Raw genomic sequence first — 23,144 nt, 5'->3', positions numbered from 1 at the left:
GGTCTGGTCAGCGGGGCCATCGGGCTTGACTCCGTGCTCGACGAGGTGGATCTGGTGGTCACCGGGGAGGGCAAGTTCGACCACCAGTCGCTGCGCGGCAAGGTGGTCGCCGGAGTGGCCGGCGCCGCCCGGGACCGGGGCGTACCCTGCGTCGTGCTCGCCGGCCAGGTGAGCACCGGGCGGCGGGAGGCGGCGTCGGTCGGGGTGACCGACGCGTACAGCCTGGTGGAGCACTTCGGCGGCGAGGAGCGCGGCGGGCTGGCCGCCGCCATGGACCGGCCGGCGGAGGGGCTGCGGGCGCTCGGCGCCCGGCTGGCCCGGCAGTGGAGCCGCTGACCCTGCGCCGACGTGTCGTGCACCGCCGGGTACCCCGGCCTGGGGCGGCCTACAATCGGAAACTGGACCACTGTGGGAATCGCTGACCGGCGGAGGACGTTGGCCAGGAAAGACCACACCGAACGCGCGCAGGGAGAATTCCACGTGACCACGCCAGCGCAGACCGAGTCGACCGAGGCCCAGGCCCCCACGTCCGTCGTCCTCACCGACGTCGCGGCGCAGAAGGTCAAGGCCCTGATCGAGCAGGAGGGCCGCGACGACCTGCGGCTCCGGGTCGCCGTGCAGCCGGGCGGCTGCTCCGGCCTGCGGTACCAGCTCTTCTTCGACGAGCGTTCGCTCGACGGTGACGTCGTCAGCGGCTACGACGGCGTCGAGGTCGTCGTCGACCGGATGAGCGCCCCGTACCTGGCCGGCGCCACCATCGACTTCGCCGACCGGATCGACGCCCAGGGCTTCACCATCGACAACCCCAACGCGGGTAGCTCCTGCGCCTGCGGCGACTCCTTCAGCTGAGTCGGTCTCCACGACGACGGGACGGCCTGACGGCCGTCCCGTCGTCGTGTCCGTATCCCGGCCACGGCCGCGCGGCCGTGGCCGGCGAGACGCAGTAGCTCGGGGGTGACCAGCGGGACGTCCGGGGTCTGACAGGCCGGTCGCTGGGCGGTCACCGGGCCGGTAGTCTGACCGCGCCTTGCTCCCGACCCCGAGGGTTGCCATGAAGATCGCCGTGACCGGCTCGATCGCCACCGACCACCTGATGAGCTTCCCGGGCCGGTTCGCCGACCAGCTCATCGCCGACCAGCTGCACAAGGTCTCGCTCTCCTTCCTGGTGGACGACCTGGTGCTGCGCCGGGGCGGGGTGGCGGCCAACATCGCGTTCGGCATGGGGCAGCTCGGCCTGAACCCGGCGCTGCTCGGCGCCGTCGGTGCCGACTTCGCCGACTACCGCTCCTGGCTGGAGCGGCACGGGGTGGACTGCGACTCGGTGCACGTCAGCGAGGTGGCGCACACCGCCCGCTTCGTCTGCACCACCGACACCGACATGTGCCAGATCGCCTCCTTCTATGCCGGGGCGATGAGCGAGGCGCGCAACATCGAGCTGCACCCGGTCGCGCAGCGCCTCGGCGGGCTGGACCTGGTGCTGGTCAGCGCCAACGACCCGGAGGCGATGCTGCGGCATTCCGCCGAGTGCCGCGAGCGGGGCTATTCGTTCGCGGCCGACCCGTCCCAGCAGCTCGCCCGGATGGCGGGCGAGGACGTGGTGGCGCTGATCGACGGTGCCGACTACCTGATGACCAACGACTACGAGAAGTCGCTGCTGCAGAGCAAGGCCGGGCTCTCCGACGACCAGTTGCTGGACCGGGTGCGGATCCGGGTCACCACGCTGGGCAAGCACGGGGTGGAGATCGCCGGGCGGGACATCGACCCGATCCACGTGCCGATCGCCCGGGAGACCCAGGCGGTCGACCCCACCGGCGTCGGCGACGGCTTCCGGGCCGGCTTCTTCACCGCACTGTCCTGGGGTGTCGGACTGGAGCGGGCCGCCCAGGTCGGCTCCCTGCTGGCCACGCTGGTGCTGGAGACCGTCGGCACCCAGGAGTACCAGGTGCGCCGCGACCTGTTCGTCAAGCGCCTCGCCGAGTCGTACGGCGACCAGGCCGCCGACGAGATCCGCCCCCACCTGCTCCCCTGACCCGGGCAGCCGGCGCCGTGCCCGGCGTTAAGAAGGGGCCCCTCCTCTACGCCCGGCGTTAAGAAGGGGCCCTTCCTTCAGCTCAGCCGGCGGACGTCGTAGGCGGGGCCGGGTGAGGTGCCGAGGAACTCCTGGCCGCGCAGACGGCACCAGGCTGGGATGTCCACCGCGGCGGCCGGGTCGTCGGCCAGCACCCGCACCACCGTGCCGACCGGCAGCTCGGGGAGCCGGCGGGCCAGCGCGATCACCGGCAGCGGGCAGCGTTGACCGAGACAGTCGAGGATCTCGTGATGCTCGTCGGCGACCGGGCCGTCGGGTGTCGTCACAGCCCCACCACCCCGGCCTGGGCCCGCAGGTCGGCCACGATTCCCGGCAACTCGGCGAGGAACCGGGCCACGTCGGCCTCGGTGCTGCCCGCGTGCAGCGAGACCCGTACGTTGCCGTGCGAGAGCACCCCCATCGCCTCCAGCACGTGCGACGGGCGCAGCGTGGAGGAGGTGCAGGACGAACCCGACGAGACGGCGAAGCCCCGCCGGTCCAGCGCGTGCAGCAGCGCCTCGCCGTCGAGGTAGAGGCAGGAGAAGGTGACCAAGTGCGGCAGCCGGTGCTCGGGATCGCCGACCACCTCCACGTCCGGCACGTCGGCCGCCACCCGAGCCCGGATCCGGTCCACCAGCGGCGACAGCCGGGCCGCCTCCGCCGCCGCGTCGGCCGCCGCCGCGCGCAGGCTCGCCGCCGCCGCCACCACCGCCGGCAGGTTCAGCGTGCCGGGCGTACGCCCCGATTCGTGCTCGTCGGCCGGCCAGGGCGACTCCCAACGGGTGCCCTTGCGGACCACCAGCAGGCCGACGCCGGGCGGGCCACCCCACTTGCGGGCGCTCGCAGTCAGCACCGACCAGCCCGCCGGCACCGGCACCCGACCCACCATCTGGGCGGCGTCGACGTACAGCGGTACGCCCGCGTCGGTGCAGGCCGCCGCCGCGGCCTCGACCGGCTGAACGGTGCCCACCTCGTGGCTCGCTGCGATCAGCGCGGCCAGCGCTACCCCGGGCCCGGCCACCGCCGCCGACCAGCCGTCGAGATCCAACCGGCCGAGGCGGTCGACCGGCACCTCGACGGCGGTACCGCCGCGGGCGACGTGCTGCTCGGCGGCGTGCAGCACGGCCGAGTGCTCGATCGCCGAGTGCACCAGGACGCCGCCGGACCGCCGCCGGCCGGCCAGGCCACCGAGCACGGCGCCGTGCGCGGCCGTCGTACCGCTGGCGGTGAAGGACAGCTCGTCGGGACGTACGGCGAGGGTCTCGGCCGTCGCCTCGCGGGCGGCGTCGAGCAGCTGGCGGGCGCGCCGGGCCTGGGTGTAGAGCCGGTCGGGGTCGGCCCAGCCGTCCTCGAGCGCGGCCAGCAGCGCCTGCCGGGCGACCGGGTGCAGCGGCGCGGCGGTGGCCGCGTCCAGGTAGACCGGGGAAGGAATCACGTCTGCCCACGCTATCGTCTCGGTCCTGACAAGATCCCCCATCGGGTGCGGACACTGACCCCAACCGGGTCGAGCCCGCCATGGTCGAGTAATCTGCGACCGTCGGTGACGCCTTTGCCGCTGGTGCGGTGGCTCCCCTCGGCGGAGCCGGCCGGATCGAGGAAGACACCGCGGCGCGCTAGGGAGGCAGGACCAGGTGGTCGCAAGGAGTTCGGAGGTACGGCCGACGGCCGTACGGCGCAGCGCATCCCCAGGAGCCGGTGGGCACCGGGGGCGTCGTGCCGGGCGTCTCGCCGGGCTCGGTCTCGGTGGGGCGGCGCTGCTGGTCCTGCTCACGGGCTGCAACGTCGGCTCGGCGTTCGGCGGCTTCGGCTGGCCGCAGGGTGGCATCACCCCCGAGGCCCGGCGGATGTACGACCTGTGGATCGCCTCGTGCATCGCGGCGCTCGTGGTCGGCGTCTTCGTCTGGGGCCTGATCTTCTGGTGCGTCGTGCGGTACCGCAAGCGCGGCAACGAGCTGCCGGTGCAGACCCGCTACAACCTGCCGATGGAGTTCCTCTACACCATCGCGCCGGTGCTGATCGTCGCCGTGCTCTTCTACTACACCGCGGTCGTGCAGACCGACGTGGTGAAGACCAGCCGCAACCCCGACATGACCGTCGAGGTGGTCGCGTTCAAGTGGAACTGGCAGTTCAACTACCGCGACGGCCAGGGCGTGGACGCCAACACCACCGCGTCGGTGCTCGGCACCAGCGAGGTCATCCCGATCCTGGTGCTGCCGACCGACCGGTCCATCCGGTTCGAGGAGACCAGCAAGGACGTCATCCACTCGTTCTGGGTGCCGGAGATGCTGTTCAAGCGGGACGTGATGCCGGGCAGCATCCGTAACGTCTTCGAGGTCTCCAAGCTGGAGGCCGAGGGGGCGTACGTGGGCCGCTGCGCCGAGCTGTGCGGCAGCTACCACGCCTTCATGAATTTCGAGCTGCGGGTGGTCTCGCCGGAGAACTTCGACCGGTTCCTCGCGGCCAAGCAGGACGGCGCCTCGACCCAGGACGCGCTGGCCGCGATCGGCGAGGACCCGTACGCGGTGACCACGAAGCCGTTCGACACGCGGCGTACCACGGACAACTTCAACAAGGCCAGTGCGCCGGCCGGCACGGGAAGCTGAGGCAACGGGCATGAAGACCGAATGGCGTATCTTCCTGACCATCGCCGGGTTCCTGCTCTTCGCGGCCGTGCTGTACGGCGGCTGGACGGCGGCTGAATCGGGCGGCCACGTCGAGTGGATCGGCACCGTGGCCCTGCTGCTGTCGTTCCTGCTCTGCTCGATGTGCGGCGGCTTCTTCTGGTTCGTCTCCCGCCGGATCGACCTGCGCCCGGAGGACCGGCCGGACGCCGAGATCGCCGACGGAGCGGGCGAGATCGGCTTCTTCAGCCCGGGCAGCTACTGGCCGTTCGGTCTGGCGCTGGCCGCCGCGACCGCCGGCCTGGGCCTGGTGTTCTGGCAGTTCTGGCTGCTCGGCGTCGGCCTGGTGGCGGTGATCTTCGCCGCCTGCGGCCTGCTCTTCGAGTACTACAGCGGCACCCGGCGCACCGCCGAGCACTGAACCCCGGCGCCGACACCCCGGCGCATCAAGTCCCGTCAAGGGCCGCCTCCACCAGGAGGCGGCCCTTGGTCGTCTGCGTCCTGAGTAAGCCGTCACGTCGGGCGGAAGTCACCGGAGTGCAGCGGGCGGTTGCCTGCAACGCCGGCTCGGCGACCGGACCGGCGAGGCAGACGATCAGGCCGGAGTCTGGGCGACCTCGATCCAGTGGTCGAGGGTGCGGGCGGCGGCACCGGAGTCGATCGACTCGGCGGCCCGGTCCAGGCCGGCGCGGAGGGCGGTGGTGAGGTCGCCGTGCAGGGGGGTCTGGGTGGCCAGGGCTGCGGCGGCGTTGACCAGGACGGCGTCGCGTACCGGGCCGGTCTTGCCGGCGAGCAGGCGACGGGCCACGTCGGCGTTGTACGGGGCGTCACCGCCACGCAGGTCGGCGAGGGTAGACCGGGGCACCCCGAGGTCGGTGGCGTCCACCACGGTCTCCCGGACGGTGCCGTCCTGGGCGACCCAGAACCGGGTCGGTGCGGCGGTGGTGAACTCGTCCAGCCCGTCCTCGCCGCGCATCACCAGCACCGAGTCACCTCGGGCGGCGAAGACCGCCGCCATCACCGGTGCCATCTTCACGTCGAAGCAACCGACCGCACCGGCCCGGGGTCGTGCCGGGTTGGTCAGCGGACCGAGGAAGTTGAACGCCGTCGGTACGCCCAGCTCCCGGCGGATCGGGCCGGCGTGGCGCATGCCCGGGTGGAACCGGGCGGCGAAACAGAAGCCGATGCCGGCCTCGGCCACGCACCGGGCCACGCCCTCGGGGCCGAGGTCCAGCGGTACGCCGAGGAACTCCAGCAGGTCGGCGGTGCCGCAGGACGAGGACGCCGCGCGGTTGCCGTGCTTGACCACGCGTACCCCGGCGCCGGCGACGACCAGCGCGGTCATCGTGGAGATGTTGACCGTGTGGGCGAGATCGCCGCCGGTGCCGACCACGTCCAGCGCGGTCGCGCGTACCTCCTCGGGCAGCTCCACCGGGACGGCCCGGCTGAGCATCGCCTCGACCAGCCCGGTCACCTCGGCCGGCGTCTCACCCTTGGCGCGCAGCGCCACCGCGAAACCGGCGATCTGGGCCGGTGCCGCGGAGCCAGACATGATCTCGCCCATTGCCCAGGCGGTGTCGGCGGCGGAAAGTTCCTCCCCGCGCAGCAGCGCGGTGAGCAGGTGCGGCCAGGTCCGATCGCCCATGGCGGGCCTCCCGAGCAGACGAGTACGGGTGGGACGGGACCGGCGCCGGCTCGCCCGGCGCCGTGGCGGTGCCGGAGTGGTACGTCAGGCGGCGGCGTGCGTCCGCAGCAGCTCGGTCACCGTGGCGGCGGTGGTGATCGGGTCGAGCGGGTGCACCAGGGTGGCGTCGACCTCGGCGTATGCCGCGAGCCATCGGTCGGCGGCGCGGGCGATCACCACGCAGGTCGGGGGAGCCGTGTCGAAGTCGTCCTTGATCTGCCGGGCGATGCCGATGCCGCCACCCGGCGTGGCCTCACCGTCGAGCAGCATCAGGTCGATCTCGTAGTCGTCGACCAGCCGGACGCACTCCGCGTAGGTGGCCGCCTCGACGAACTCGACGCGCAGGTCGGCCGCGGGGCGAGTGCCCACGGCGAGCCGCATCCGGTCCCGGACCTGCGGGTCGTCGCTGTAGAGCAGGACGGTGCACAGACGATCGCTCATGGCTTGAACTGGCTCCCACCTCGTAGCTGCGCCGCCGATCGTACCGGTCGGTGTGGCTCGCGCGACACGCCGCCCCGCGTCCGGCCGGGCTCGGCTCAGCCGGCGGCTTCCGCGGCGCGCTGGCGGGCCTCCTGGCGGTCCAGTTCGCGGTCGATCCGGCGGGCCTCCCGCTCGGCATGGCGCATCCACTGCACGACCAGCACCGCGAGCATCGTCACACTGACGAACTCGCCGCCGGCCCAGAGGATGCCGCCGGCGAGCACCTGGTCCTCCCACGGGTCGGCCCAGCTCAGCCCGAGCGAGGGGTACCAGTCGCCGGCGAAGAGGGTGGTGCTCTGCATGATGGTCAGCCCGAGCACGGTGTGGAACGGCACCGACAGCAGCATCAGCAGGGCCCGGCCCGGGTACGGCCAGCGTCCCGGCAGCGGGTCCAGACCGAGCAGCGGCCAGAAGAACACGCAGCCGGTCATGATGAAGTGCGCGTGCACCAGCTCGTGCGCCCAGGCGTGTTCCAGGGTGTAGCGGTACAGGTCGGTGAAGTAGAGCGCGAACGGGTTGACCACGAAGATGGCGAACGCCACCAGCGGGAAGGTGTAGATCCGCGCGATCCGGCTGTGCACCACCGCGAGCAGCCGCTTGCGCGGCCCGGTCGGCAGGGTACGCAGGGCCAGCGTGATCGGCGCGCCGAGCGCCAGGAAGATCGGCGAGACCATGGACAGCACCATGTGCTGCACCATGTGCACCGACAGCAGCGCGGTGTCGTAGGCGTGCAGCCCGCTGACCGTGACCGAGGCGATGCCGCCGAGGCCGGGACCGAGGAAGAAGATCGTCCGAGCGACCGGCCAGCGGTCGCCGCGTACCCGCAGCCGGTGCACCCCGTAGAGGTAGAGGCCGGCGGCGAGCACCAGGCCGACGGCGAGCCAGCTGTCCAACCTGGCCTCGGTGAACACGGCGGTGATGGAGAACGGCGGCGGGGTGGCCTCGGCCGCCAGCGGCACGACGCGGGCCGTCACCTCGACGGCGGCCGACGGCGCGGCCGTGCTGGTCGCGCCCGCCGTGAGCTGCGGCGCGGCCGAGGTGGCCAGGGAGATCGGATCGACGTGCAGCACGCCAATCAGCCTAGGTCAGGCGAACCGGACGGTACCGATCGGGCCATGCGTACCCCGGGTTTGGCCCCCCGCTGATCGCCGGCCGTGGTCAACGGCAATAATGACCGCGTGACTGCGGCCCCAGCCATTGACAAGAGCCGGATCCACTCGCTGACCCGACCCAACATGGTCAGCGTCGGGACGATCGTCTGGCTCTCCAGCGAACTCATGTTCTTCGCGGCACTGTTCGCGATGTACTTCTCCATCCGCGCGGCAGCGCCGGAGCTCTGGGCAGAGCACACCGCGATTCTCAACATCCCGTACGCGACCACCTTCACGGTGATCCTGGTGTTGTCCTCGGTGACCTGCCAGCTCGGTGTGTTCGCCGCCGAGAAGGGTGACGTGCACGCGCTGCGCCGCTGGTTCACGGTCACCTTCGTGATGGGCCTGATCTTCGTCCTCGGCCAGGCGAACGAGTACCGCGAGCTGGTGCACGAGGGCATCAAGATCAACGCAGACGGCTACGGCTCGATGTTCTACCTGACCACCGGCTTCCACGGACTGCACGTGATCGGCGGTCTGATCGCCTTCGTGATCTTCATGATCCGCACCACCATGGGCCGGTTCACGCCGGCGCAGGCCACATCGGCGATCGTTGTGTCGTACTACTGGCACTTCGTCGACGTCGTGTGGATCGGGCTCTACGCCATGATCTACTGGCTCCAGTGATCTTGGCGCCGTACGCCGCGCCGCCGCTCCACCCCTGAGACAAGGTCCAATCGGTTAAGGACACAGGTCATGACTTCTGACAACGACCGCCGACGCGGTCTGTTCGCGCGACTGCGCGGGCGGCCCGTGGCGCGCAGCAGGGGCCGCCGTCGGCTGGGTGCCGCGGTCCGGCTGGTCGCCGCGCTGATGCTGGCCGGCGGCGCCTACGCCGTCTTCGCCCCCGGTGCGCAGGCGCAGGACAACCCGCCGATGAGCGCCGCCGCCGCCGAGGGCAAGGCGCTGTTCGACGTGAGCTGTGTGACCTGTCACGGTCGCAACGCGCAGGGAGTCGAGGGGCGCGGGCCGAGCCTCATCGGCGTCGGCGCGGCCTCGGTCGAGTTCCAGGTGAGCACCGGCCGGATGCCGATGGCCCGGCAGGAGGCCCAGGCCGCGCGCAAGCCCGAGGTGTTCAACCGGGACCAGGTCGACCAGCTGGCCGCGTACATCCAGGAGCTGGGTGGCGGCCCGGTCGTGCCGGCCGGTGACAACCTGCACGAGGACGGCAACGTCGCGATCGGCGGCGAGCTGTACCGGATCAACTGCTCGCAGTGCCACGCGTTCAGCGGCGGCGGCGGTGCCCTCTCCTCGGGCAAGTACGCGCCGAGCCTCAAGCCGGCCACCGACCGGCAGATCTACTCCGCGATGCTGAGCGGCCCGCAGAACATGCCGGTCTTCGGTGACAACCAGATCACGCCGGAGCAGAAGGCGGACATCATCGCCTACATCCAGCAGACGCTGAAGCACGACGGCGACCCGGGCGGGTTCAACCTGGGCCGGTACGGGCCCTCCACCGAGGGTGTGGCGATCTTCCTGGTCGGCATCGTCGCGCTCGTCTTCGCCAGCCTGTGGATTGCGGGCAAGTCGTGACGAGGGGAAGCATGAGCACCCACACGGCCCGACCGGGCCAGGAGCAGCTCGACGTGAACGATCCCGGGCTGAGCCGGTTCGACATCGTCCGTGAGGGCGCCCGCCGGGACGACATCGAGATCGTCCACTACGAGCCGCAGGTGGCTCCGGGCAGCAAGGCCGAACGCCGGCTGGTCCGTACGGTGGCGGGCTTCTTCCTGCTCACCGGCCTGGCGGCGACCGCCTTCCTGGCGATCTACATCTGGTGGCCGTGGGAGTACGCTCCGGGCCGCGGCGGCGACAAGCTCTACACCCCGCTGCTCGGTGTCACCCTCGGCGTCGCGCTGCTGGGCATCGGCTTCGGCATCCTCACCTGGGGCAAGAAGCTGCTGCCCAAGGAGGTGTCGATCCAGGACCGGCACGAGGGCGTCTCCACCGAGGACCAGAAGATCACCGGCCAGACGATGCTCTACATGGCCGACGAGCTGGGCGTGAAGCGCCGGCCGCTGCTCGGCGTCTCGCTGCTGGCCGGTCTGGTGCCGGTCGGCGCGGTCGTCGCGGCGCCGCTGGTGGGTGGGCTGATCTCCAACCCGCACAAGAACAACCAGATGATGACGACCGGGTTCGCCCCGCAGGACGGCCGGAAGATCCGGCTGATCCGCGAGGACGGGCGGCCGATCCGCCCGGTGGACATCAGCGCCGGCGGCCAGATCACCGTCTTCCCGGGCATCGAGCACGGCGTGAGCAACCTGCACGCCGACTCGCCCGCCCTGCTGATCCACCTGCGGGACGTCGACGCCGCGGAATCGCGCCGCAACAACGAGCGCGAGGGTCACGGCGACTACATGTGGGGCAACTTCGCCGCCTACTCGAAGATCTGCACGCACGCCGGCTGTCCGGCGAGCCTGTACGAGCAGCAGACGAACCGCCTGCTCTGCCCGTGCCACCAGTCGCAGTTCCTGATCACCGACAACGCCAAGCCCGTCTTCGGCCCGGCCAGCCGGCGGCTGCCGCAGCTGCCGATCGAGGTGGACGCCGAGGGCTACTTCGTGGCGAAGTCCGACTACACCGAAACCGTCGGGCCCGACTTCTGGGAGCGGCCGTGAAGCGGCGAAAGTTTGACATGGCAGCGGCGCCGGGCAACACCGCCCGGGCGGTCGACGAGCGCTTCCAGGCGGCGACCCCGCTGCGCAAGCTGCTGAACAAGGTGTTCCCCGACCACTGGTCGTTCCTGCTCGGCGAGATCGCGCTCTTCTCGTTCATCGTCCTGCTGCTGACCGGTGTCTTCCTGACCTTCTTCTTCGAGCCGTCGATGACGGAGGTCATCTACAACGGCAGCTACGCCCCGCTGCGGGGCACGCCGATGTCGGCCGCGTACGCCTCCAGCCTGGACATCTCGTTCGACGTCCGGGGCGGCCTGATCATGCGCCAGATGCACCACTGGGCGGCTCTGCTGTTCATGGCCGCGATCGTGGTGCACATGCTGCGGATCTTCTTCACCGGCGCGTTCCGCAAGCCGCGGGAGACCAACTGGATCATCGGCTCGCTGCTGTTCTGGGTCGGCTTCCTGGCCGGCTTCACCGGCTACTCGCTGCCGGACGACGGCCTGTCCGGCACCGGTCTGCGGATCGCCTCGGGGATCATGCTGTCCATCCCGGTGATCGGCTCCTGGCTGACCTCGTCGATCTTCGGCGGCGAGTTCCCCGGCACGATCATCATCAGCCGGTTCTTCATCGCCCATGTGCTGCTCATCCCGGCGCTGCTGGTCGCGCTGATCAGCGTCCACCTGGGGCTGGTCTTCAAGCAGAAGCACACCCAGTGGCCGGGCCCGGGCCGGACCAACAGCAACGTGGTCGGCGAGCGGATGTTCCCGCGGTACGCGATCAAGCAGGGCGGCTTCTTCATGGTCGTCTTCGGCGTGATCGCGCTGATGGGCGGCCTGTTCCAGATCAACCCGATCTGGCTGTTCGGCCCGTACGAGGCGTGGGTGGTTTCGGCCGCCAGCCAGCCCGACTGGTACGTCATGTTCCTCGACGGCTCGACCCGTCTCATGCCGGACTGGGAAATCAACATTCCCATCGGCGACGGGTACGTGATTCCGCCGCTGTTCTGGCCGACGGTGGTGCTACCGGGCATCCTGGTCGGGCTCTCCACGCTCTATCCGTTCATGGAGGCCCGCTACCTCAAGGACTACCGGAGCCACAACCTGCTCCAGCGTCCCCGCGACGTGCCGTTCCGCACCGGCCTGGGCGCCATGGCCGTCACGTTCTACGTGATCCTCACCCTCTCCGGGGCGAACGACGTCATCGCCGACAAGTTCCACATCAGCCTGAACGCGATGACCTGGGCCGGCCGGATCGGTCTGCTGACCCTGCCGCCGCTGGCCTACTACGTCACCTACCGGCTCTGCCTGGGCCTGCAACAGCACGACCGGGAGGTGCTCGCCCACGGCGTGGAGACCGGCATCATCCGACGCCTGCCGGACGGCCGGTTCGTCGAGGTGCACCAGCCGCTGGCCGCGCCGGACGAGCACGGGCACGGCGAGCTGGGTTACGCCGGCTGGGTCGTGCCGAAGAAGATGAACCGGCTCGGGGCCCTCGGCCCGGCCATCCGGGGCTTCTTCTACCCGATCGAGAAGCCGGCCGAGGCGCCGGTCTCGCCGGGGCACCCGCCGGTCGAGCCGCGCGTGGAGCGGGAGGAGATCGGCAGCGGGGAGTCCCGCCGCTGAGGTCCGCCACAGCGTGACGTGGCGCCCGCCGGAGTCATCCGGCGGGCGCCACGCCCTTTTCCGGTCTTCCGGACCCTCGTCGGAGCTTCCCGCCCGTCGTCGGATCGCAGGAATAACCCCGGCCAGCCGGGTATCCGTGCGGTCCAACGTCTCAACGGGGAGGAAGCATGTTGGGTATCAAACGCCTCGGCCTGGTGGCCGCGCTGGTGCTGGTGGGCGTCGCACCCGCAGCGGCGGCGCAGGCGGCGGCGCAGCCGTCGGAGCAGGACACGCAATACCTGCAGGCGATGCATCAGGTCAATCTGTACGAGATCGCGGCGGGTGAACTGGCCCAGAAGAAGGGCCAGAACCAGCAGGTCAAGGACCTGGCGCAGCAGTTCGTCACGGACCACACCGAGCTGGACAACTCGGTGAAGAACCTGGCCAAACAGCTGAACGTGCAGTTGCCGAACGAACCCACCACCGACCAGCGGGCGGCTCTCGACCAGCTGAACAACGCCAGTGGTGAGGAGTTCGACCGGCTCTGGGTGACCCAGGGTCTGACCAGCACCCTGCAGGCGATCCAGGCGACCCAGACCGAGATCTCGCAGGGCACCGAGACGCAGGTGGTCCAGCTGGCGCAGTCCGCGCTGCCGGTCCTGCAGGCGCACAACGACGCCCTGGTGCAGTTGGCCGAGCAACTGGGCATCCCGGTGCCGCAGGCCAGCGCGAGCGGTACGCCCAGCCCGGGTGGCACCGCCACCGCTCCGGGTGGCACCACGCCGGCCCCGGGTGGGACCAGCACCGAGGAGGCCCCGGCTCCGGGTGGCACCAGCACCGAGGAGGCCCCGGTGCCGCAGCAGAGTTGACCCTGACGGTACGAGGCGAGCCGGCCCACCCTCGGGTGGGCCGGCTCGCGCGTCCGGCGGGTCAGTCGGTGCTGCCCAGTCCGATGGCGAAGGCCTCTTCCAGGTCGTGTCGGGAATAGGCGCGGAAGGCGATGTGCGACTCGGTGTTGAGCACCCCCGGAACCTTCGAGATGCTGCCCGCGATGACCTGCGCGATCTCTTCGAACTCGCGGACCCGGACCATGGCGATCAGGTCGACGTGCCCGGCCACCGAGTAGACCTCGCTGACTCCCGGGAGGTTGGCCAGCGTCTCGGCCACCTCGGGAATCGAGTCGGTGGCGCAGTCGATCAGGACGATCGCGGTGATCACGGGGCGTTCTCCGTTCGTCGGCGTCGCCGCCCATGCTAAAGCCCGATGAGGGCCTCAGTCCGCCGGGACGGTGAGGTCGGCACCGGCACGGATCACGGCGTGCAGGCGTTCGTCGGCGCCAACCGTGGCGCCGGGCCAGACCACGCTGCGGGTGACCTCGCCGCGTACCGTGGCGCCCGCGCCGACCACCGAGCGGTGGCAGCCTCCGGTGACCGTGGCGGCCGGATCGATCAGGCATCCGTCGCCGGCGGCGTGCAGGTTGGCGGCGAGGTAGTCGGCCGGAGTGCCGGTGTCGTAGAAGGTGCCCCGGTAGGGGACCACGGTCAGCCGGCCGGCGGCTTCGGCCGGGCGCCACACCGCGCGTACCAGGTCGCCGAAGACCGCGGGCAGGTCGCGGACCAGCCGCCAGGGCAGCAGGGAGAAGCCGGTGAAGACGTGCCCGTCGAAGGTGCCCGGCGCGCTCGGGTCGGGCGCGGGCTGGCCGAGCAGGCGCACCGAGTCGCCGTCCCAGCCCGCCAGCAGCGCGGCGATGTCCGGCCCAGGTGGTGCCGCCGGGTCGGCCAGGTACGCGTCGGCGTTGCCGACCAGCACGCCCCGCCCGGCGATCCAGTCCCGCAGCCTGCCCACCCCGCCGGCGGTGCCGAGCGGGCTGCCGGGTTCCACCGAGAGGTGCGCCTGGTCACCGACCCGGTCGACCACCTGGTCGCCGAGGTAGCAGGCGTTGACGGCGACCGCCGCCGGCCCGGTCAGGCCGAGACCGGCGAGCCGGGCCAGCGCCCGGTCGAGCAGCGGCACGTTGCCCACCGGGCAGAGCGCCTTGGGTAGCCGCTCGGTCAGCGGGCGCAGCCGGGTGCCCTCGCCGGCGGCGAGCACCACCGCGCAGACGCCGTCGGGGGGCGCCGCCGTTCGGCTCTCAGCCGGGCCGTCATCGGGCCCGGTCACGGCGTCTTGTCGGGCAGCGGCGGCGGGAACTGTCCGGCCAGCGGGCCGATGTCGTAGTAGGCGAGCAGGCGGGCCGTGGGCCAGGTCAGCTTCGGCAGGTCGTCCAGCGGGTGCCAGGCGGCCTCGAAGACCTCCGCCCCGTCCACGGTCAACTTCGTGCTCGACGCGGGCACCTCGGCGGTGAACACCACGTCCACCCACCCCTTGGCGTGCACGACCGCGTTGGGTACCGCCGGGCTCAGCCGGGCGGGGGAGAGCCGGATTCCGGACTCCTCGTACAGCTCCCGGGCCGCGCCCACCGCCGGGTTCTCGCCGCGTTGCAGCAGCCCGGCGGGGAGGGTCCAACCCCGACCCGGTGGCTGCCGGAGCAGCAGCAGCCGGCCCGCGCCCTCGGCCTCGCTGTCGCGGACCAGCGTGACGGCACCGACGATGTACTTGGGCACGGCCAGTCGCACCAGCCGGCGCCGCACCGGTAGCGGCAGCCGGTAGAAGACCTGGTACGCGACGGCGCGGCCGGTGCGGCGCGAGCGGGGGATCATGGGTCCAGGCTAGTTGCCGAGGGGCGCGCTCGCCCCCCGGGACCACAGTGGGTCACTGCCGATGGTCGACCAGGTCGATGAGCTGGCGTACCACGGCGTCCGGTTCGATCACCCGGTCGAAGACCGCGACCAGCAGGGTTTCCAGGTCGGGGTAGCCGAGTTCCTCCGACAGCCGCAGCAGCGGCAGGTCGCTGGCCAGCCCCCGGTTGTGCTGACGCAGGGCCAGCCCGATGGTGGCCCGGCCGAGCCGCACCTTGTCGCTGATCGAGATGCCCGGCTCGCTGTGATCGGCGAACCACCGGTTGATCTGCATCTGCGCGTGCGGCGACTTGACGAAGCCCAGCCACTCGCGGCGTGGACCGCGCGGGGCGACCTCGGCGTCGAGGCTGCCCTCCTCGTCGGTCTCGGTGAAGATCTCGACCACGTCGCCCTCCTCCAGTTCGGAGGCGAGCGGGACCAGCCGGCCGTTGATCCGGGCGGCGAGGCAACGGTCGCCCCGGTCGGTGCCCAGCTCGTACGCCAGGTCGACCGGCGTGGCCCCGGCCGGCAGGACGATCTGCCGTCCCTCGGCCACCACCTGGATCTGTGCCTCGGCCAGGTCGCAGCGCAGCGACTGGAGGAACTGCGCCGGGTCGGCGGCGTCCTGCTCCCAGTCGAGCACCCGGCGCAGCCAGTCGAGCTGCTCGGAGCGGGCGGCGGCCTCGCCGGAGCCGGGGAAGCGGAAATCGGCGGCCACACCGTACTCGGCCGAGCGGTGCATCTCGCCGGTGCGGATCAGCACCTCCACGGTGCGGTTCTTCGGGCCGCAGACGCTGGTGTGCAGGGACCGGTAGAGATTGTTCTTCGGCGAGGCGATGAAGTCCTTGAACCGGCCGGGGAGCGGCCGCCACACCCCGTGGATCGCGCCGAGCGCCGCGTAGCAGTCGGTGGCCGGGCCGTCCACCACGATGGTGATGCGGGGCAGGTCGTACGGGACGGTGTGGCCGCCGGCGACGGTGTCCTTCCAGATCGAGTAGAGGTGTCGGGCGCGGGGAGCCACCTCGGCGTCGACCCGGCCCCGGCGCAGCGCCACCCGGGCCTGGGCCACCACGTCGGTGAGGTAGTTGTCCCACCCGGGGCGGTCGTGCACGTGCCGGGCGATCCGGGCGTGCTCCTCCGGCTCCAGGTGCAGCAGCACCACGTCGTCCAGCTCCCGCTTGAGGGTCTGGATGCCCAGCCGGTCGCAGAGCGGGACCAGCACCTCCTGGGTCTTGCGGGCGATCCGCTCCCGGGAGGCCGCCGAGCGTACGCCCAGGGTGCGCATGTTGTGCAGCCGGTCGGCGAGCTTGATGATCAACACCCGGACGTCCTTGCCGGCCGCGATGATCATCTTTCGGATGGTCTCCGCCTCGGCGGCTTTTCCGTAGAACGCCTTGTCGAACTTGGTCACCCCGTCGACCAGGTGGGCCACCTCGTGGCCGAAGTCCTCGGCCAGCGCCTGCAGCGTGTAGCGGGTGTCCTCCACCGTGTCGTGCAACAGGGCCGCCACCAGGGTGGTGGTGTCCATGCCCAGGTCGGCGCAGATCTCGGCGACCGCGAGCGGGTGGGTGATGTACGGCTCGCCGCTCTTGCGGAACTGGCCGCGGTGCATGTTCTCCGCGATCGTGTACGCCCGGCGCAGCACCGCGGGATCGGCGCTGGTGTGGATGCCACGGTGGGCGCGGACCAGCTGGCCGACCGGTTCGCTCTCGGCGGTGGGCCAGGTCAGCAGCGAGCGGAGCCGGCGGGCCAACGGCAGCTCGCCCGGCTGTGTCGGGAGTGCGCCCCCCAGGGCGCCGCCGCGACCGGCGTCGACGTCCACCCGGGACACCCCCTCACCCCCGCTCCCTGATCGCCGGAAACCGGCAACCGGGAGCAGACCCTCGAAACGGGCACGACTGCACTTCCTTAACAGACTAAGTGAGCCGACGTAGTCCGATCGGACACTTGCTCATGAGCGTTCGGACCAGAGTTGGTGGGAAGCGGCACTCTCGGCCTTGCTGAGGAGGTCGCGGAACCGGGCCGCGCCGGCCACCGGCGAAGCCCATCCGGCGGACATCTCGACCAGCCGGGTCTCCGGTCGCTCCAACCAGGACAGGATCCGTTCCGACTCCTCGGGACTGGCGGCCGGGACCGGACCGTGGCCGGGCGGCACCGTCTCGGCGGTGGCCCGGATGACGGCCAGCGTCGGTCGGGGGTGGACCCCGGGCGGGGAGACGCCGGCCCCGGCCAGCCGACCGTGGCGTACCAGTGCCAGCTCCCAACCGCCCCCGGCGGCCGGGTGGGCGGCGGCCAGCTCGGCGATCGTGCTCAGCGCGGCGAGGCGCTGCATGCGTACGGTCGCCCGCAGCACGGCGGCCAGCCGGGACCGCAGCACGGCGGCCTCTTCGTAGCGCTGGCCGGCCGAGAGCGTCTCGATCCGGGCGAGCAGGGCGTCCACCACCGGCTGCGGGTCGCCGATGGTGGCGGTGGCGAACGGTGTCACCGCGCGGGCGTCGTACTCCTCGGGGGTGATCCGGTGCTCGCAGGGCGCCGGGCAGCGGCCCAGCTCGGCCAGCGCGCAGGCCGGTGTGACGGTGCGCAGCGACAGCCGGTGGGTGCACTGGCGCAGCGGCACCGCGTCGTGGAAACCGGCGGCGGCCAGCTCCGCAACCCGCCGGGAGGTGAACGGGCCGAGGTAGGCGCGGTCACCGGGGGAGATCTCCCGGACCACCGACAACCGGGGGTACGGCCCGTCGGTCAGCTTCAGCCAGAGCACCCGCTCCGGGAATTTCGAGCGCCGGTTGTACGGCGGCGCGTGCGCCCCGATCAGCCGCAGCTCGCGGACCTCCGCCTCCAGCGAGTGCGCGCACTCGACCGCCTCGACCCGCTCGGCGGCGGCCAGCATCTCGGAGATCCGGGCGCGCTTCTCGGCCGCCGTGAAGTAGCTGCGCACCCGGGTGGCGATGTCCCGGGAGGTGCCGACGTACAACGGTCGGTCGTCGGCGGCGCGGAAGATGTAGACCCCGGGGGAGCGGGGCAGGCCGTCGGCCAGGTGCCGCTTGCGCCGCTGGGTCGGGGTGACCGCCCGGGAGAACTCGATCGCGTCACCGATGGTGTCGACCCGGTGCCCGCCGAGCCGGCCGATCAGCCCGTGCAGCACGTCGACGGTGGCCCGGGCGTCGTCCAGCGCCCGGTGGGTCGGCTGGGTGGCCGCGCGGAAGTAGGCGGCCAGGGTGCCGAGCTTGCGGTTGGGCACCTCGTCGCGCAGCAGCACCCGCCGGGCCAGCGCGGCGGTGTCCAGCACCTTCGGGTTCGGCCAGCGGTAGCCGTGCTTGGCGCAGGCCGCCTTGAGGAAACCGACGTCGTACGGGGCGTTGTGGGCCACCAGCACGGCGTCCGAGACGAACTCCAGGAAGCTCGGCAGCACCTGCTCGATCGGCGGTGCCGGCAGCAGCATCGCCTGGGTGATGCCGGTCAGCACGGTGATGAAGGGCGGGATCGGCACCCCGGGATTGACCAGGGTGGCCAGCACCCCCAGCTGCTCACCGCCGCGTACCTTGACCGCGCCGATCTCGGTGATGCCGCCGCCGTCGGGGGCGCCGCCGGTCGTCTCCAGGTCGACCACCACGAACGTCGTCGCATACAGCGGCAGGGCCGGGTCGATGCCGTCGACGGCCGGGTCGAGCCCGGCCAGTGCCGGTTGGAGGTACTCCTGTGCTGCCATCGGCGGCACGGTAGCGGTCCGGTCCGACACTTGCGCCCCAGCGGCCCCACCCGTCACCACCGGTCTAGGATGAGAGATCGGCTCACTCACCAGGCGGTGGGCCCGGTCGCGGTGGGAGACTTGCCACATGCCCCTCACCGAGCCGCACGACGACAACCTCCCGCAGGAGGAGCAGGTCGTCGCAGTGCCGGTCGCCGGTGAGGAAGAGGTTCCCGGCGATCTGGCACCGCCCGCGGAGCCGCCGGAGCCGGAGCCGAGCCTGCCCGAGCCGGTCCGCCAGCGGATCGTCTCGCTCACCGCCGCCGTGCTGCCTGGCCTGCCCGCCGACGAGGTGCCCGTGCCGCTGCGCCGGGTCGCCAAGTTCGCCCCCAACCGGCGGGCCAGGCTCGGTGCGCCGGTGATCGCCGCCCAGCTCGCCGCCGACCCGCTGTTCCGGCAGCGGGTCACCGCCCGGGTTCTGGCCGACGCCGGTGACCTGGGCGCCGCGGTGGTCGAGGGGAGGGCCCCCGCCGCCGCCGACCCGGTCGAGGTGGCGGCCCTGGCCTACCTGGCCCGGCCGCGTGGCTGGCGGGAGTTGATCGAGGCCAGCGGCGCGGCCGTGCGCGCCGAGGCGGACACCGCGGTGGTGGCCGAGCTGGTCCGCCAGGCCGAGCAGCGGGCCGGCCGCGCCGAGCACGACCGGGCGGTGGCCCGGGTCGAGGCCGACAAGCTGCGCGACGAACTGGCCCGGACCCGAGAGGAGCTGGGCCAGCTGCGGGAGGAGGCCCGGCAGCTGACCCGGACGCTGCGGGAGACCCAGGCCCGCGAGCGCAGGGCAGCCGAGCTGCTGGCCACCGAGCGGGGCCGGGCCACGCGGACCGCGGCGGACGCCGACGCCGAGCTGCGTCGGGCGCGGGCCCGGCTGGCCGAGGCCGAGGCGGCGGCCGGGGTGGCCCGGGCCAGCGCCAAGGAAGCTCGCTCGGTCGACGACGCGCGGCTGTGGCTGCTGCTGGAGACCATCGGTCAGGCCGCCGTCGGGCTGCGCCGGGAGCTGGCGCTGGACCCGGTCGACAAGCTGCCCGCCGACTTCGTCGCGGACGCCTTCGCCGACTCCTCGGCGGCCACCCCGGTCGGTGCCGCGGCCCGGGCCCGGGACACCGACGACCCGGCCCGGCTGGATCAGCTGCTCGCCCTGCCCCGGGCCCACCTGGTGGTCGACGGCTACAACGTCACCAAGCGCGGCTTCGGCGAGATGTCGCTGGAGCAGCAGCGCAAGCGGTTGATCAGCGGCCTAGGCGGGATCGCCGCCCAGACCGGCGACGAGGTGACGGTGGTCTTCGACGGGGCCGAACGGATGCACGGCCTGCCGCCCACCCCGCGCGGGGTGCGGGTGCTCTTCTCCCGCAAGGGCGAGACCGCCGACGAGCTGATCCGGCGCCTGGTCCGCGCCGAGCCGCCGGGCCGTCCGGTGGTGGTGGTCTCCTCCGACCGCGAGGTCGCCGACGGGGTACGCCGGCACGGCGCATACCCGCTGGGGGCCGACTCGCTGCTGCGTCGGCTGTCCCGCTCCTGAGTGACGCCGGTGGCCGAGCCCGGCCGTCGGCGCGATCCGGGCGGGACCTACTCCGTCGTGGCGCCGCCGGGCCCGGAGGTGCCCGCCGGGGGCGCTGACGGCGCACCAGGCCACCGTCACGACGGCCGCGCGGCCCGCCGGTGGGGCGATTCCTCGCTCCCGTGGTGACCGTGCGCTCAGGCCCGGCGGATGACGACGTTCCCGTACCCGGTCCGGGCGTCGACCCGTACCGTCTCGGCGGACTGCTCGGGGGCCGGGCAGGACTCCAACTGGTTGAGCAGCCGGCCGTGCTGGGTGTGCAGATCCAGCAGGGCGGCGGTGCCGGTGCGGACGCCGATGTCGAGCGCACCACAGCCGCTGCTGACCGAGACGTTGCCGCGGGCGACGGTGCCGACCCGGACGTCGCCGTTCGCGGTCGCGGCGTGGACGTCGCCGCCGGCCCGTTCCACGGTGATGTCACCGTTGGCCGCCTTGACCCGCAGTGCTCCGGTGATCGCACCGACCCAGCTGTCGCCGTTGGAGTTACGGATGGTCGCGTCGCCGTCCACGCCACCCACCCGTACCCGGCCCGAGCCGGTGGTGATCTGGGCCGGGCCGCTCGCGTGGTCCACCACGACGGTGCCGGCGGAGGTGCTCAGGTCCAGCTCGGCGGCGTGCTCGAGGTGGACCTCGCCGCTGGCGGTGCGGATCCGGCAGGCACCGAGCCGGCCCGTGCCGCGGAACGTGGCCAGCGCGGCGGTGCCCGTCACCGACGAGCCGGTGGGCAGGCAGACGCGTACGTCGATCGACCCGCTCCGGCCGAACAGGCCGAGCCCTCGTCCTCGGGGTGCCTTGACCAGCAGCCGGCCGTCGGCGTACTCGATCCGGATCTGCTCGGCGGCGCGGACGTCGGCGTCGGCGGCGGCGTCGCTCGGGCGCACCTCCACGATGGTGTCGGTGCGGTCGCTCGCGGTCAGCTCGACGTCACCGGCGACCAGGTCGAGCGTGACGGAGACAGGAGTCGGGGTGTCGAAGGTGGGCACGGTGGGGTCCCTTCTGGCAATGGTGGACAGGGGCGGGCGGTCTTCCACGGTCGGCTTCACCGGGCCCAGCCGGTGTAGCGCTGCGCGCCCCGGGCGGCGCGCAGCGGCTGGCTGGCGCCCGTTGCGGCACCGACCGCGGCCGAGGCGGCCCGGACCAGCCAGGTGTTGACCGACAGGCCGTCCCGGCCGGCGGCCTCCTCGATCCGGCTCTTCAACTGCTCGGGGAGCCGGAAATTGATGCGGGCGGTGGCGGTGTCCTCCAGGTCCGGCGTGGTCACCGGGCCGGGTGCTTCGGCCGCGCCGGCCGGTGGCGGCGTCACCACGAAGTGGGGGTCACGGCCGCGCAGGCGCAGCTCGACCGAGCCCGGGGCGAGGTCGCGGGTTATCTCGTCGGTGGCGCTGGCCAGCGCGTCCAGCAGGGCCAGCCGGAAGGCCGACTCCAGCGGTCCGGCCAGCCGCTCGGCCAGGGCCCGGGTCTCGGTGCCACCCAGTTCGGCGGCGTTGGCCAACTCCCGACGGAGGTCGTCGACATAGGGGGTGAGATCCATGGTGCCATGATGGCACCAAGATGGCACCACTGCAAGAGGGTTATGGCTCCTGATGGTGCCATCTGGCGCCGGAGTGGTGGCGGCCATCGCGCCGGGACGGCCCGGAGCGGACAACTAGGATGGGCGCGCACGGGGCGGGAGGAGCGGCGGCATGACGTGGAAACGGCGCGGCGGGGGGTCCGGATGACTCCACGCGGCTGGGCGCTGCTCACCCTGGCCGGTCTCGGCGTCGCCCTGGTCGTGGCCGCGCTGGTGCTGATCCCGTGGCACCGCCCGCCGGCGCCCCGGGCCGACCAGCTCGCCGCGCTCCGCGACCTGCCCGCCGACCAGGTGGAGCGGGCTCGGCAGTTCCGCTCCGCGCTGCGCCCCGGCGGGTGGGCGGCGCTCGGCGTCGGGCTGCTGGTGGCGCTGGCGCTCGGGCTGACCCCGCTGGGCAGCCGCCTGATCGAGCTGGCCGGGCGCCCCTTCGGCGACCACTGGATCGCGCAGGCGGTCCTCGGCGGGCTGGCCGTGCTGCTGGTCGCCGACCTGGTGACGCTGCCGTTCTCCGCCTGGCGCCACGCCGTGCTCACCCGGTATGGGCTGGCCACCAACGGCTGGAGCGGCTGGGCGGTGGACCTGCTCAAGTCGTACGCGGTCAGCGCCGTCATCGGCGCCGTGGCGCTGCTCGGCTTCTACACCGTCGTCCGGCTGACACCCCGCTGGTGGTGGGCGTTCGGCGCGGCCGGGGCGGCGACCCTGGTGGCGCTGCTCTCCTTCGTGCTGCCGGTGCTGGTGGAGCCGGTGTTCAACCGGTTCAGCCCGATGGAGCCGGGACCGCTGCGGACCCAGCTGATGGACATGGCCGCCCGCGACGGCGTACCGGTGCGCGACGTGCTGGTCGCCGACGCCTCCCGGCGCACCCGGGCGGTCAACGCGTACGTCTCGGGCTTCGGCCCGACCCGCCGGGTGGTGGTCTACGACAACCTGCTGCGCGAGGCGACGCCGGCCGAGGTGACCGCCGTGGTGGCCCACGAACTGGGTCACGCCAAGGACCGGGACGTGCCGGTCGGCACGCTCACCGGCGCGCTCGGCGCCGCAGCCGCCGTGGTGGCGCTCTACCTGATCGGCTCCTGGCCGCCGCTGCTGCGCCTGGCGGGCGTCGACTCGGTCGCCCAGCCTCGGGCGTTCCCGCTGCTGATCGCCCTGGTCACGGTGGCCGGGCTGGTATTCGCGCCGGTGCAGGCGCTGGTCTCGCGGCGGGTCGAGGCGCGGGCCGACGCGCACGCGCTGGCGTTGACCGGCGACCCGGCCACCTTCGAGTCGATGCAGCGGCGGCTCTCCACGGTCAACCTCGCCGACCCCGACCCGCCCCGCTGGGAGTACCTCTACTCCGC

24 protein-coding genes are annotated in these 23,144 nt (G+C 72.4%); 12 read left to right on the top strand and 12 right to left on the bottom strand.

Going from position 1 to position 23,144, the window contains the following annotated elements:
* The 3 genes from C1I95_RS17235 to C1I95_RS17225 all read left to right on the top strand — a co-directional run.
* Positions 1 to 336: glycerate kinase (locus C1I95_RS17235; protein WP_146605744.1), on the top strand; the 336-nt coding region annotated here is incomplete at its 5' end.
* A 144-nt stretch (positions 337 to 480) separates the two neighbouring features.
* Positions 481 to 849, top strand: a complete 369-nt coding sequence (erpA, locus tag C1I95_RS17230) for an iron-sulfur cluster insertion protein ErpA (protein WP_111214864.1) — start codon at positions 481 to 483, stop codon at positions 847 to 849.
* A gap of 202 nt (positions 850 to 1,051) precedes the next feature.
* Complete coding sequence (locus C1I95_RS17225; protein ID WP_111214863.1) at positions 1,052 to 2,029, top strand: carbohydrate kinase family protein; 978 nt, start codon at positions 1,052 to 1,054, stop codon at positions 2,027 to 2,029.
* Between the two features lie 77 nt (positions 2,030 to 2,106).
* Here the strand turns inward: C1I95_RS17225 and C1I95_RS17220 are convergent, their stop codons facing one another.
* Together C1I95_RS17220 and C1I95_RS17215 are read right to left on the bottom strand one after the other, a co-directional pair.
* Positions 2,107 to 2,355: a sulfurtransferase TusA family protein gene (locus C1I95_RS17220; protein ID WP_111214862.1), complete on the bottom strand. Its 249-nt coding sequence runs from the start codon at positions 2,353 to 2,355 to the stop codon at positions 2,107 to 2,109.
* On the bottom strand, positions 2,352 to 3,503 hold the full coding sequence (locus C1I95_RS17215) for a cysteine desulfurase family protein (protein WP_111214861.1): 1,152 nt from the start codon (positions 3,501 to 3,503) through the stop codon (positions 2,352 to 2,354). Before C1I95_RS17215 ends, C1I95_RS17220 begins: the two co-directional genes overlap by 4 nt.
* 196 nt (positions 3,504 to 3,699) lie before the next feature.
* Here C1I95_RS17215 and ctaC point away from each other — a divergent pair, with 196 nt between their 5' ends.
* Together ctaC and C1I95_RS17205 are read left to right on the top strand one after the other, a co-directional pair.
* Positions 3,700 to 4,671: an aa3-type cytochrome oxidase subunit II gene (gene ctaC / locus C1I95_RS17210; RefSeq protein ID WP_111214860.1), complete on the top strand. Its 972-nt coding sequence runs from the start codon at positions 3,700 to 3,702 to the stop codon at positions 4,669 to 4,671.
* A gap of 10 nt (positions 4,672 to 4,681) precedes the next feature.
* On the top strand, positions 4,682 to 5,110 hold the full coding sequence (locus C1I95_RS17205) for a cytochrome c oxidase subunit 4 (RefSeq protein ID WP_111214859.1): 429 nt from the start codon (positions 4,682 to 4,684) through the stop codon (positions 5,108 to 5,110).
* A gap of 174 nt (positions 5,111 to 5,284) precedes the next feature.
* Here C1I95_RS17205 and trpD read toward each other — a convergent pair whose 3' ends face one another.
* The 3 genes from trpD to C1I95_RS17190 all read right to left on the bottom strand — a co-directional run bounded on the left by trpD (position 5,285) and on the right by C1I95_RS17190 (position 7,923).
* Complete coding sequence (gene trpD / locus C1I95_RS17200; RefSeq protein WP_111214858.1) at positions 5,285 to 6,334, bottom strand: anthranilate phosphoribosyltransferase; 1,050 nt, start codon at positions 6,332 to 6,334, stop codon at positions 5,285 to 5,287.
* A gap of 84 nt (positions 6,335 to 6,418) precedes the next feature.
* Positions 6,419 to 6,814 carry a response regulator gene (locus C1I95_RS17195; protein ID WP_111214857.1) on the bottom strand — a complete coding sequence of 132 codons (396 nt, stop codon included), beginning with the start codon at positions 6,812 to 6,814 and terminating at the stop codon, positions 6,419 to 6,421.
* Positions 6,815 to 6,909: 95 nt separating this feature from the next.
* Positions 6,910 to 7,923, bottom strand: a complete 1,014-nt coding sequence (locus C1I95_RS17190; RefSeq protein ID WP_111214856.1) for a cytochrome c oxidase assembly protein — start codon at positions 7,921 to 7,923, stop codon at positions 6,910 to 6,912.
* A 108-nt stretch (positions 7,924 to 8,031) separates the two neighbouring features.
* Between C1I95_RS17190 and ctaE the strand changes: the two genes are divergently transcribed.
* The 5 genes from ctaE (at position 8,032) to C1I95_RS17165 (ending at position 13,092) form a co-directional block, all read left to right on the top strand.
* Complete coding sequence (ctaE, locus tag C1I95_RS17185) at positions 8,032 to 8,631, top strand: aa3-type cytochrome oxidase subunit III (protein WP_111214855.1); 600 nt, start codon at positions 8,032 to 8,034, stop codon at positions 8,629 to 8,631.
* Between the two features lie 69 nt (positions 8,632 to 8,700).
* Positions 8,701 to 9,537 carry a cytochrome bc1 complex diheme cytochrome c subunit gene (gene qcrC, locus C1I95_RS17180; RefSeq protein ID WP_111214854.1) on the top strand — a complete coding sequence of 279 codons (837 nt, stop codon included), beginning with the start codon at positions 8,701 to 8,703 and terminating at the stop codon, positions 9,535 to 9,537.
* Positions 9,538 to 9,548: 11 nt separating this feature from the next.
* The gene (gene qcrA / locus C1I95_RS17175; RefSeq protein WP_111214853.1) at positions 9,549 to 10,622 is read left to right on the top strand and encodes a cytochrome bc1 complex Rieske iron-sulfur subunit; all 1,074 of its coding nucleotides are present in this window, start codon (positions 9,549 to 9,551) and stop codon (positions 10,620 to 10,622) included.
* Positions 10,619 to 12,244: a cytochrome bc1 complex cytochrome b subunit gene (gene qcrB, locus C1I95_RS17170; RefSeq protein ID WP_111214852.1), complete on the top strand. Its 1,626-nt coding sequence runs from the start codon at positions 10,619 to 10,621 to the stop codon at positions 12,242 to 12,244. Before qcrA ends, qcrB begins: the two co-directional genes overlap by 4 nt.
* A 167-nt stretch (positions 12,245 to 12,411) precedes the next feature.
* Positions 12,412 to 13,092 (top strand): DUF4142 domain-containing protein, encoded by a 681-nt coding sequence (locus tag C1I95_RS17165; protein ID WP_111214851.1) that lies wholly within the window; start codon positions 12,412 to 12,414, stop codon positions 13,090 to 13,092.
* A gap of 61 nt (positions 13,093 to 13,153) precedes the next feature.
* On the opposite strand, the gene C1I95_RS17160 is transcribed toward C1I95_RS17165, so the two are convergent.
* From C1I95_RS17160 to C1I95_RS17140, 5 genes are all read right to left on the bottom strand, one after another.
* The gene (locus tag C1I95_RS17160) at positions 13,154 to 13,441 is read right to left on the bottom strand and encodes an Lrp/AsnC family transcriptional regulator (protein ID WP_111214850.1); all 288 of its coding nucleotides are present in this window, start codon (positions 13,439 to 13,441) and stop codon (positions 13,154 to 13,156) included.
* A gap of 54 nt (positions 13,442 to 13,495) precedes the next feature.
* Positions 13,496 to 14,383 carry a nucleotidyltransferase family protein gene (locus C1I95_RS17155; protein WP_233513716.1) on the bottom strand — a complete coding sequence of 296 codons (888 nt, stop codon included), beginning with the start codon at positions 14,381 to 14,383 and terminating at the stop codon, positions 13,496 to 13,498.
* On the bottom strand, positions 14,380 to 14,922 hold the full coding sequence (locus tag C1I95_RS17150) for an NUDIX hydrolase (RefSeq protein ID WP_111214848.1): 543 nt from the start codon (positions 14,920 to 14,922) through the stop codon (positions 14,380 to 14,382). Before C1I95_RS17150 ends, C1I95_RS17155 begins: the two co-directional genes overlap by 4 nt.
* Before the next feature lie 52 nt (positions 14,923 to 14,974).
* Positions 14,975 to 16,762 carry a RelA/SpoT family protein gene (locus C1I95_RS17145; RefSeq protein WP_111214867.1) on the bottom strand — a complete coding sequence of 596 codons (1,788 nt, stop codon included), beginning with the start codon at positions 16,760 to 16,762 and terminating at the stop codon, positions 14,975 to 14,977.
* Between the two features lie 129 nt (positions 16,763 to 16,891).
* Positions 16,892 to 18,646: a DEDD exonuclease domain-containing protein gene (locus tag C1I95_RS17140; RefSeq protein ID WP_111214866.1), complete on the bottom strand. Its 1,755-nt coding sequence runs from the start codon at positions 18,644 to 18,646 to the stop codon at positions 16,892 to 16,894.
* 127 nt (positions 18,647 to 18,773) lie between these two features.
* On the opposite strand from C1I95_RS17140, the gene C1I95_RS17135 reads away from it, so the two are divergent.
* On the top strand, positions 18,774 to 20,198 hold the full coding sequence (locus C1I95_RS17135; RefSeq protein WP_111214847.1) for an NYN domain-containing protein: 1,425 nt from the start codon (positions 18,774 to 18,776) through the stop codon (positions 20,196 to 20,198).
* 176 nt (positions 20,199 to 20,374) lie between these two features.
* Here the strand turns inward: C1I95_RS17135 and C1I95_RS17130 are convergent, their stop codons facing one another.
* On the bottom strand, positions 20,375 to 21,220 hold the full coding sequence (locus C1I95_RS17130; RefSeq protein WP_111214865.1) for a DUF4097 family beta strand repeat-containing protein: 846 nt from the start codon (positions 21,218 to 21,220) through the stop codon (positions 20,375 to 20,377).
* Positions 21,221 to 21,276: 56 nt separating this feature from the next.
* The gene (locus C1I95_RS17125; protein ID WP_111214846.1) at positions 21,277 to 21,768 is read right to left on the bottom strand and encodes a hypothetical protein; all 492 of its coding nucleotides are present in this window, start codon (positions 21,766 to 21,768) and stop codon (positions 21,277 to 21,279) included.
* Between the two features lie 183 nt (positions 21,769 to 21,951).
* On the opposite strand from C1I95_RS17125, the gene C1I95_RS17120 reads away from it, so the two are divergent.
* Positions 21,952 to 23,144 (top strand): M48 family metallopeptidase (locus C1I95_RS17120; RefSeq protein ID WP_111214845.1); only part of this gene is annotated, 1,193 nt, incomplete at its 3' end.

This window comes from Micromonospora craterilacus, assembly GCF_003236315.1.
Classification (GTDB): domain Bacteria; phylum Actinomycetota; class Actinomycetes; order Mycobacteriales; family Micromonosporaceae; genus Micromonospora; species Micromonospora craterilacus.
The sequence above is the reverse complement of the archived record's forward strand: the minus strand, read 5'-3'. Positions and strand labels throughout refer to the sequence as shown.